The 296-nt window shown below is 39.2% G+C and carries 1 rRNA gene; it reads left to right on the top strand.

Annotated features, from left to right (window positions below):
• Positions 1 to 211: 211 nt before the first annotated feature.
• A 16S ribosomal RNA gene (locus tag HG547_RS20690) occupies positions 212 to 296 on the top strand; the annotation flags it as partial.

The following is a 296-nucleotide window of genomic DNA, read 5'->3' as shown; positions in this document are numbered from 1 at the left end:
AAATCTGTGTGGACACTCACAGGTGTTGAGTTAATCGAAATTACTCTGCCGTTTGGCGAGTAATCAAAGAATTAAATCAATGAATGAGTGTTCATAGCAATATGTACATACAGTAATGTATGAATTGAAACGCGATGCTTCTTAGTGAGCAGCGCGAATCAAAACAGTAAAATTCATTGAGTCGTTTAACGCGAGTTAAACAAAAAACTTTTAATTGAAGAGTTTGATCATGGCTCAGATTGAACGCTGGCGGCAGGCCTAACACATGCAAGTCGAGCGGCAGCACAAGTAAGTTT

This window comes from Shewanella sp. DNRA4 (assembly GCF_012843185.1).
Classification (GTDB): Bacteria; Pseudomonadota; Gammaproteobacteria; order Enterobacterales; family Shewanellaceae; genus Shewanella; species Shewanella xiamenensis.
The sequence above is the reverse complement of the archived record's forward strand: the minus strand, read 5'-3'. Positions and strand labels throughout refer to the sequence as shown.